Origin of the sequence: Streptosporangium nondiastaticum, assembly GCF_003011965.1 — a bacterium.
In the GTDB taxonomy this organism is placed as follows: Bacteria; Actinomycetota; Actinomycetes; order Streptomycetales; family Streptomycetaceae; genus Streptomyces; species Streptomyces nondiastaticus.
In genome coordinates this window covers 1-8,650 of record NZ_PXWG01000202.1, presented here as the reverse complement: position 1 = coordinate 8,650, position 8,650 = coordinate 1, and the positions used below count along the sequence as shown (strand labels likewise).

7 protein-coding genes and 1 rRNA gene are annotated in these 8,650 nt (G+C 71.3%); 3 read left to right on the top strand and 5 right to left on the bottom strand.

Going from position 1 to position 8,650, the window contains the following annotated elements:
- Nucleotides 1-619: 619 nt before the first annotated feature.
- Complete coding sequence (gene trpS / locus B7P34_RS33840; RefSeq protein ID WP_106681984.1) at nt 620-1,618, top strand: tryptophan--tRNA ligase; 999 nt, start codon at nt 620-622, stop codon at nt 1,616-1,618.
- A gap of 60 nt (nt 1,619-1,678) precedes the next feature.
- Here trpS and B7P34_RS33835 read toward each other — a convergent pair whose 3' ends face one another.
- Nucleotides 1,679-2,656 carry a GlxA family transcriptional regulator gene (locus B7P34_RS33835; RefSeq protein ID WP_106681988.1) on the bottom strand — a complete coding sequence of 326 codons (978 nt, stop codon included), beginning with the start codon at nt 2,654-2,656 and terminating at the stop codon, nt 1,679-1,681.
- Nucleotides 2,657-2,748: 92 nt separating this feature from the next.
- On the opposite strand from B7P34_RS33835, the gene B7P34_RS33830 reads away from it, so the two are divergent.
- Nucleotides 2,749-3,348 (top strand): cysteine hydrolase family protein, encoded by a 600-nt coding sequence (locus tag B7P34_RS33830; protein ID WP_223268513.1) that lies wholly within the window; start codon nt 2,749-2,751, stop codon nt 3,346-3,348.
- 72 nt (nt 3,349-3,420) lie between these two features.
- Here B7P34_RS33830 and proC read toward each other — a convergent pair whose 3' ends face one another.
- Complete coding sequence (gene proC, locus B7P34_RS33825) at nt 3,421-4,230, bottom strand: pyrroline-5-carboxylate reductase (protein ID WP_106681986.1); 810 nt, start codon at nt 4,228-4,230, stop codon at nt 3,421-3,423.
- A 498-nt stretch (nt 4,231-4,728) separates the two neighbouring features.
- Between proC and B7P34_RS33820 the strand changes: the two genes are divergently transcribed.
- Nucleotides 4,729-6,420 (top strand): SulP family inorganic anion transporter, encoded by a 1,692-nt coding sequence (locus tag B7P34_RS33820; protein ID WP_106681983.1) that lies wholly within the window; start codon nt 4,729-4,731, stop codon nt 6,418-6,420.
- Here B7P34_RS33820 and B7P34_RS33815 read toward each other — a convergent pair.
- The 3 genes from B7P34_RS33815 to rrf all read right to left on the bottom strand — a co-directional run bounded on the left by B7P34_RS33815 (nt 6,350) and on the right by rrf (nt 8,640).
- Nucleotides 6,350-7,429 carry an NAD(P)/FAD-dependent oxidoreductase gene (locus B7P34_RS33815; protein WP_106681982.1) on the bottom strand — a complete coding sequence of 360 codons (1,080 nt, stop codon included), beginning with the start codon at nt 7,427-7,429 and terminating at the stop codon, nt 6,350-6,352. The genes B7P34_RS33820 and B7P34_RS33815 overlap by 71 nt on opposite strands.
- Before the next feature lie 42 nt (nt 7,430-7,471).
- Nucleotides 7,472-8,422: an RNA polymerase sigma factor SigJ gene (gene sigJ, locus B7P34_RS33810; protein WP_106681981.1), complete on the bottom strand. Its 951-nt coding sequence runs from the start codon at nt 8,420-8,422 to the stop codon at nt 7,472-7,474.
- 101 nt (nt 8,423-8,523) lie between these two features.
- A 5S ribosomal RNA gene (gene rrf / locus B7P34_RS33805) occupies nt 8,524-8,640 on the bottom strand.
- Between the last annotated feature and the right edge of the window lie 10 nt (nt 8,641-8,650).

The following is an 8,650-nucleotide window of genomic DNA, read 5'->3' as shown; positions in this document are numbered from 1 at the left end:
GACCGGAGACGGGGTATTTTATAGTCTGGCGTTGACTTTTGGCACGCTGTTGAGTTCTCAAGGAACGGACGCTTCCTTCGTACTCACCCTCTCGGGCTTTCCTCCGGGCGCTTCCCTTCGGTGTTTCCAACCTTACCAGATCCGTTTTCCGTTCCGTTTCCGGTCCGAATCACTTTTCCGGCCCCCTGTTGGAGCGGGGTTTGTTTCGCGCCTTCCGGCGTGATCACTACTTTAGCGGATTTCCCCGGCGGCTCCTAATCGGAGCCTGGGGCCTTCCCGATCCGAATTCCGGCATGCCGAAATTCATCCCGTTCAGGGGCCGTGCAGTGGTGAGTGCCGCCGGTGCGGCTCGATCGCTGCCCCTCCGGCCTTCTCAGGCCCTCGCGGCAACTCGAAGGACTCTACACGACCCCGTAGGGCTCATCAAACCGGTGGCGCAAGCCCATTTCCGTCCCGTAGCCTCCGGCCCATGACCCGGCATGCAAGCACGCAGCAGTGGTGGGCCGCCTGACGGCGGCCCCGACTCCGTGCTTCGCGCATGCATCCAACGGCCGCCGCCTCGGCGGCCGTTTTGCTGTCCGGGGCGGCGTCCCTCTCCAGGCAGAGGAGCGCACCACCCATGACCCGGATCTTCAGCGGCATCAAGCCCACCGGCCATCTGACGCTCGGCAACCACCTCGGCGCCATCCGCCAGTGGGTGGAAGTGGACCAGCACAAGGCCGACGCCCTGTTCTCCGTCGTCGACCTGCACGCGCTGACCGTGGACCACGACCCGGCCCGCGTACGGCGGCTCAGCAGGCAGACGGCCACCCTCCTCCTGGCGGCCGGACTGGACCCGGCGCTCTGCACGCTCTTCGTACAGAGCCACGTGGACGAGCACACCCGGCTCTCCTATCTCCTGGAGTGCACGGCGTCCGACGGCGAAATGCGGCGGATGATCCAGTACAAGGAGAAGGCGGCGCGCGAGCAGGCGGCCGGCGGGAGCGTGCGGCTCTCGCTGCTGACGTATCCCGTGCTGATGGCCGCGGACATCCTCGCGTACGGGGCGGACGAGGTTCCCGTGGGTGAGGACCAGGCCCAGCACGTCGAACTCACGCGGGATCTCGCGGTGCGGTTCAACCAGCGGTACGGGCACACGTTCACCGTTCCCAAGGCCGTCCTTCCGACGGTGGCCGCGCGGGTCATGGACCTGCAGTCGCCGACGGCGAAGATGGGGAAGTCCCACGCGGAGACGGCGGGCATCGTCTATCTCCTGGACGAGCCGGACGTCGTGCGCCGGAAGATCATGCGCGCGGTGACCGACAGCGGCAGCGACGTCGTCCACGACCGCGAGAACCGTCCCGGTGTCACCAATCTGCTGGAGATCCTGGCCGCCTGTACCGGCGGCCGGCCCGCGGAGCTCGCGGAGGGCTATTCCTCATACGGCGCGCTGAAGCGGGACACCGCCGATGCGGTGCTGGAAGCGCTGCGGCCACTGCAGGAGCGGCACACCGCGCTGTGCGGCGACCCGGGTTATGTGGACGCGGTGCTGCGGGAGGGCGCCGAGCGGGCGCGGAGCCTCGCCCGGCCGACCGTGGACGCCGCGTACCGTGCGATCGGGCTGCTGCCCGCGTACTGAAGCCGGTCCGAGTCATGGCGGTCCGAGTCGCTACGGCCCGAGTCACTACGGCCTGGTTCGCTACGCACCCGCGGAGCGAAACGCCCGCCGGTAGTCGCGCGGGCTCGTGGCGAGGCGGGCCGCGAAGTGCTGCCGCATGGTGACCTCGCTGCCGAAGCCGCAGCGGCGGGCCACTTCCGGCATCGGCAGCCCCGTCCGCTCCAGGAGCTTCTGTGCCGCGGCGATGCGCTGGTCGAGCAGCCACTGCACCGGCGTCGTGCCCGTCGTGGCCGTGAAGTGGCGGGCGAAGGAGCGCGGCGACATGCCGGCCCAGCCCGCCAGGTCGGCGACGGTCAGCGGTTCGGAGAGGTGGCGCAGGGCCCTTTCCCGTACGGCTGCCAGGGCGTCGGCCTCGCGGTCGGAGCAGGGCGTGGGCTGGTCGACGAACTGGGCCTGCGTGCCCGTGCGGAAGGGGGCGGTGACCATGGAACGTGCGATGGTCGCCGCGGCTTCCGCGCCGTGGGCCGTACGGACCAGGTGGAGGCAGAGGTCGATGCCGGCGGCGACGCCCGCCGCGGTCCACACGCCGCCGTCCTCGACGAAGAGGGCGTCGGGGACGACCTGGACGCCGGGATGGCTGCGGGCCAGGAGTCCGGTGAGGTTCCAGTGGGTGACGGCGCGGCGGCCGTCGAGCAGGCCCGCCTGGGCGAGGACGAAGGCGCCGCCGCAGAGCGCGGCCACCGGCACGCCCGCGCCGTGGACGCTGCGCAGGGCGGCGAGGACGGGTTCGGGGACCGGGGCCAAGTGCTCATCCACGCCGGGGACGACCACGAGGTCGCTCGCGCCGAACCCCCTCAGGGCTTCGAGGTCCTGGTCGGGGGTGAGGGTGAGGCCGCCGGGCATGGCCACGGGAGCCCGGTCGGCGCCGTGGCGGCGCAGGGTGAAGCGGGGAACGCCGCGGTCGGTGCGGTCAGTGCCCCAGACCTCGGTGATGACGGCGACGTCGAAGGCGCGGATGCCGGGGAAGGCGACGAGGGCGACGCGCTGTGCTGGCTGCATGGGCACCATCCTGCCGCTCATGGCAGCAATCCATCGAACAGGGTCTCTCCTGCCACTGGGCCGGGTCCGCGGCGGCGACCAGGATCGTCAGCATGAACAGCGCACAGAACATCCGTATCAGCGACAACGCCGCCCTCATCGTCGTCGACGTCCAGGAGGCCTGGAACGACCAGGACTTCTACCCGCCCCGCAACAACCCCGCCGCCGAGGGCAACATGGCGCGGCTGATCGACACCTGGCAGGCGGCGGGCCGGCCGGTGGTCTTCGTCCGGCACGACTCGTCCGAGCCGGCCTCTCCGCTGCGCCCGGGCCGGCGGGGGAACGACCTGCAGGACTTCGTCCAGGAGCGGCGTGGCAAGGGCAGCGGCCCGGAGCTGCTCGTCACCAAGACGGTGAACTCGGCGTTCCTCGGCACGCCGGACCTGGGGCGCTGGCTGGACGAGGCCGGGATCCGGCAGCTGGTCGTCATCGGCATCATGACGAACTGGTGCGTGGAGACGACCGCCCGGATGGGTGGGAACCTCGGCTACGACGTGATCGTGCCGGTCGACGCGACGTACACGTTCGACGCGGTCGGCCCGGACGGGGAGTCGCTCACGGCGGACGAGCTGTTCCGGGCGACGGCGACGAACCTGCACGCCGCCCGCTTCGCGCGGATCGTGCCGACGGCGGCTCTGGTGGAAGGGGCCTGACCGATAGAAGCGGTGGGAGCGGTGGGAGCGGTAGAAGCGATAGGAGCGGTAGGAGCAGTAGAAGGAGCCTGATCAGCCCTCGCCCGAGGCCAGCTCCCGGCTGCGGTCGCGAGCGGCCTCCAGGGCGGCGATCAGCGCGTGCCGCACCCCGTGCTTCTCCAGCTCACGGATGGCGTTGATCGTGGTGCCGGCCGGCGAGGTGACCGCCTCGCGGAGCTTGACCGGGTGCTCGCCGCTGTCGCGGAGCATGACGGCCGCGCCGATGGCGGCCTGGACGATCAGGTCGTGGGCCTTGTCCCGCGGGAGGCCGAGGAGGATGCCGGCGTCGGTCATCGCCTCGACGAGGAAGTAGAAGTACGCCGGTCCCGAGCCGGACAGCGCCGTGGCCGCGTCCTGCTGGGACTCGGGCACCCGGAGCGTCTTGCCGACGGGCTTGAAGATGGCTTCCGTGCGGAGGAGGTGGTCCTCCGTGGCGTGGGTGCCGGCGGAGATCACCGACATGCCCTCGTCCACCAGGACGGGGGTGTTCGGCATGACGCGCACCACGGGGTTGCCGCCCGGCAGCCGCTCCTCGAAGAACGACGTGGGCACGCCGGCGGCGGCACTGATGACCAGCCGGTCGGCGGGCAGGTGCGGGGCGAGCTCGGCGAGGAGCGCCGCCATGTCCTGCGGCTTCACGGCCAGGATGAGGGTGTCGGCGGTCTTGGCGGCCTCGGCGTTGGTGACCGTCTCGACGCCGTACCGCGCGCGGAGCGCCTCGGCGCGCTCGGGGCGGCGCGCGGTGACCAGGAGGTCCTCCGTCGACCAGCCGGCGCGGATCATGCCGCTCAGGAGCGCCTCGCCGATCTTTCCGGTACCGAGGACGGCGACTTTCTGGGTCACGGACTCCACCTCTTCGCTGGTTCGGGGGCGTGTCTTCACCGCACTGTGCCGCACTTCGCCGGTCTCGGCCGGTCAGGGGCGTGCCCGGTCATCTTTGCACCCCGCGCGCACGTCGTGCGCCGGGCGCGGTCGGCCGGCAGGCCCACGGGGGCCTGCGCCGGAGCGAGGGGACGAGCGGATTCCGGCCGGCCACCACAGCGTTTACATCGTGGTAACGCGCCGACGCTCCCTGGACCTTGGCCCCTTGGACAGAATGACCGCGGGTGTCCACGGCACGCTCCGTCACCCTCTACCGTCCGGCCGGTCCTGACCCCGACGTGTCCGCAGCTCGTACGCAACGACCGCGCGTCCGCATACGTGCAGTCCGTATCCCCGTACCCCCACGCCCCGCCAAGGTTCCCCAGGCTCAACCGGCTCCAACCGGCTCCAACCAGCTCCAACCGGCAACGATCAACGATCACATCGCTGCGCGACGCCACGCGCTGGAGGCAGATCCTCATGGACAAAATACCCCTCAGCCATGCCCGCAAAGTGCTCGCCAGGACCAAGCTCCGGTCAAACCCTCCCCACAGCAGCGCCAACGCCCGGCGCCCCGAAGGCCCCGGCCTGAACGGCCGACGGCGCCCCGAAGGCCCCGGCCGGAGCGGCCGGGGCCGTGACCTGCGCGCCGACGTCACCGCCTCCCTCGTCGTCTTCCTGATCGCCGTACCGCTCTCCGTCGGCATCGCCGTCGCCTCGGGCGTCCCGGTCGAACTGGGCCTGGTCACCGGTGTGGTCGGCGGCCTCCTCACCGGGCTGCTGCCGGGCAGCAGCCTGCAGGTCAGCGGCCCGGCCGCCGGCCTGACCGTCCTCGTCTACGAGGCCGTGCGCGAGTTCGGGCCCACCGCGCTCGGCGTGCTGGTCCTCACCGCCGGCCTGCTGCAGATCGCCATGGGACTGCTGCGCCTGGGCCGCTGGTTCCGGGCGATCTCCGTCGCCGTGGTCCAGGGCATGCTGGCCGGCATCGGCCTGGTCCTCATGGCCGGCCAGGTCTACGCCATGGCCGACATGCGCCCGCCCGCGAGCGGCCCCGAGAAGCTCACCGGCCTCCCCGACCTCATCATCGACACCCTGATCTCGACGGACGCCCTGACCGCCGCCGCCGTGGGCACCGCCACCATCGCCGTCCTGGTGCTGTGGCCCCGCTGGCGGCGCGGCGCCCAGTTCGTCCCCGCGCCCCTGGCGGCGGTCGCGCTGGCGACGGGCGTGGTCGCCGGCCTTTCCCTGCCGGTGGCCCGGATCGAGGTGAACGGGCTGCTCGACGCCGTCCGGCCGCCGGGCAGCGCGGACTTCGCGCGGCTCGGCGAGATGAGCGTCCTGGGCACGGTCCTGGCCTTCGCCCTGATCGCCTCGGCCGAGACGCTGTTCAGCGCCGCCGCCGTCGACCGGCTGCACGAGGGCCCGCGCACGGACTACAACAAGGAGCTCATCGCCCAAGGCGCCGGCAACACGGTGTGTGGAGCCCTCGGCGCCCTGCCGATGACGGCGGTCATCGTCCGCAGCGCGGCCAACGTCAGCGCGGGAGCGAAGACCAAGGCGTCGCGCGTCCTGCACGGCGTCTGGCTGCTGGTCTTCGTCGCACTCGTCCCCTGGGCCCTGGAGGTCATCCCGGTGGCGGCACTCGCGGGGGTGCTGATGCACGCGGGGTGGAAGCTCCTGCCCTTCCGGGACGTCGTCCGGCTCTGGCGCGAGCACCGCGGCGAGGCCGTGGTGCTCGTGGTGACCACAGGGGCCATCGTGGCGACGAACCTCTTCGAGGGCGTCGCCATCGGTCTGCTGATGGCCGTCGCCAAGGCGGCGTGGGAGACCTCGCACGTCCATGTGGAGACACGAACGGCCGAGGACGGCACGGTGCACGTCCGGGTCCTGGGCAATGCGAACTTCCTCCGACTGCCGAAGATCCTCGACGAGTTGGAGGCCACGCTGCCGCGCCCGGGCAGCGGCGGGGAACCAGGCCGGGGCGAGGAACCGGGCCGGGGCGTGGAGCTCGACCTGAGCGGGCTGCGGCACATGGACCACGCGTGCAGGTCGGCGCTCACCGCATGGGCGGAGCGCAACGCCGGAGCCCGCGGCCCGGTGGCTACCGGGCACGGGCCATGCTCGCCACCACACGCAGGCTCCGGACCGTGGAGCGGACAACCTGCTCCTTGACGAAGGCCGCCGGCCGCCCCGTCAGGACGGAACCGCGCGGTGAATCGTCGCCGTGCACCGGCTGCACGAGCCCGTCGTGGCGGCCGAGGCTGATGCACTGCATGACGTAGCGGAACGCGAGCGGCTGCGCCGGCCGGGACCCGATGTCGGCGAGGACGGACGCCGCGGCGTGCGCGCCCGTGGGCATCGCGGTCGCGCACGCCATACGGAGGGAGGTGGCCGCCGCGTCGCCGGCTGCGTAGACGGCCGGATCCGTGGCCGACCGGAGCGTACGGTCGACCACGATCCGGCCCGCGGCGTCGAGCTCGAGGCCCGCCGCGGCCGCGAGCTCGGTGCGCGGCCGCAGCGCCGCCGACCAGACGGTGACGTCCGCGTCGACGTCGTCGACCGAGGCGACGCGCTCCCCTTCCCTCACGCTCACGCCCATCGCGCCGAGAGCCTTACGGACGTGCGTGCGCCCCTTGCCGGACAGGCCCGCGCCGAGCGAGCCCGCCGTGAGGAGACGGACCTCCCATCCGGGGTGCGATTCGGCGATCTCGGCGGCGAGTTCGACTCCGGTGAGCCCGCCGCCGACGACGGCGAGCCGCCCCGGCCCGTCGAACAGCCGCTTGCCCAGCTCGGCCGACGACTCGGCGGTGTAGGCCCGCTCCGCCGCATCCTGCGCGGCGCGCGTGTCCGTAACGCTGCCGAGCGCGTACACGAGCCGGTCGTAGGGCACGGTCCGGCCGTCGTCCGTACGAAGCTGCCGGCCGGCGCGGTCCAGGTCGACGGCACGGGCGGCAAGGTGCCGGATCCGTGTGCCGCGGAGGAGTACGGAGAGGGGGTGGGTAACGCTCACCTCGGGCCGCCCGGCGGCGAGTTGGTGCAGGCGGACTCGCTCGGTGAAGTAGTCGTTGGGGTCGATGAGGGTGACGGCGACGTGGGGGTTCAGCGCCAGCCTCAGAGCGGCGGAGAGGCCGGCATAGCCGGCGCCGAGAACGACGATGTCAGGTCGGTGCGTCTGCGTCATACCCACACGACGAAACAGCGGGCCGAAGTGTGACAGCCACCGTCACAGCCCCTGCGGATCGAGGTACTCCGGGTGACCCGGGTGATCCGGGTGACCCAGTTGATCGGGGTGGCGGAGGTGACGGAGGTGGCGGAGCTTGTCCGGGTTGGCGACGGCATAGACCTCCGTGATCCGCCCCTCGTGCACGGTGAACGCGAAGACCATCACCCGGCCCTGGGCCAGGTCGACGGAGACGATGCCGGGGGCGCCGTTGACGTCCCGGACCAGCACCCGCATCGACAGCGGGTCGAAGCCGCGGCTGATGCCCTGGGCGAAGCGGGCCACGTTCTCGTGGCCGCAGACGGGGCGACGGGCGGCCGAGACCTTCCCGCCGCCGTCCGAACGCCAGACGACATCGGGGTCCAGGACGGACAGCAGGCTCTCGAAGTCGCCGTTCATCACGGCGGCGAGGAAGGCGTCGACGGCACGGCGGTGCTCGGCGCGGTCGACGGAACAGCGCGGGGATTCGGCACGCACGCGTTTGCGTGCGCGGGACGCCAGCTGCCGTACGGAGGTGGGAGTGCGGCCGACGACTTCGGAGATCTCGGTGAACGGCATGGAGAACACGTCGTGCAGGACGAACGCCGTCCGCTCGGCCGGCGTGAGCTTCTCCAGGACGGTCAGCAGCGCAATGCCGACGGTTTCGTCCAGGGTGACCCGGTCCTCGGGACCGGGAACCGTGCCGAGGACCGTGCCGACGATCGGTTCGGGCAGCCAGGGGCCGACGTAGGTTTCGCGGCGAGAGCGGGCGGAGCCGAGCTGGTCGAGGCAGATGCGGCTGACGACGGTCGTCAGATAGGCGGCGGGATTGGCAGCTTCGTCGTCGGGGAGGAGCTGCCAGCGCATCCAGGTCTCCTGCAGCGCGTCTTCGGTATCGGCGACCGAGCCGGTGATGCGGTAAGCGACGGCCCAGAGTTGCGGGCGGTGTTTCTCGAAATCAGCCAGGGGTGCCACGGGACCACCGGCTCCTCTCGTGAGCGTCGGGTAAACGCGAATAAACGCGAAAAAGCCCTGGCGGGAACTCAAGGTTCCCACCAGGGCTTTCTCTAAAAATTGTTCGGCGGCGTCCTACTCTCCCACACGGTCCCCCATGCAGTACCATCGGCGCTGAAAGGCTTAGCTTCCGGGTTCGGAATGTAACCGGGCGTTTCCCTAACGCTATGACCACCGAAACACTATGAA